The organism is Acinetobacter sp. 24-47-62 (assembly GCF_056779765.1).
The window spans coordinates 1-201 of the sequence record NZ_JBWYIN010000059.1 but is presented as its reverse complement, the minus strand read 5'-3'; the positions used below and the strand labels follow the sequence as shown (position 1 = coordinate 201).

Genomic DNA, 201 nt, shown 5'->3' with positions numbered 1-201 from the left:
GGTCTTCTTCCGCAGGGGGTGGACCAAAGGCCAATAAACCATTTTCAGAATGTAAAAAGACATCTTTGTCAGAAGGTAAGTAACTCGAGATCTTGGTCGGTAAACCAATGCCAAGGTTGACATAAGCACCATCAGGAATATCTTGTGCAACACGTTCAGCAATTTGATCACGGGTTAATTTTTGATAACTCATTTTATTTC

At 40.3% G+C, this 201-nt stretch carries 1 protein-coding gene; it reads right to left on the bottom strand.

All coding sequences use genetic code 11. The features are described 5' to 3' along the window. On the bottom strand, positions 1–193 hold a 193-nt coding region (locus tag AC1M87_RS14885), incomplete at its 3' end, for a CoA-transferase (protein WP_481594139.1). Positions 194–201 lie beyond the last annotated feature (8 nt).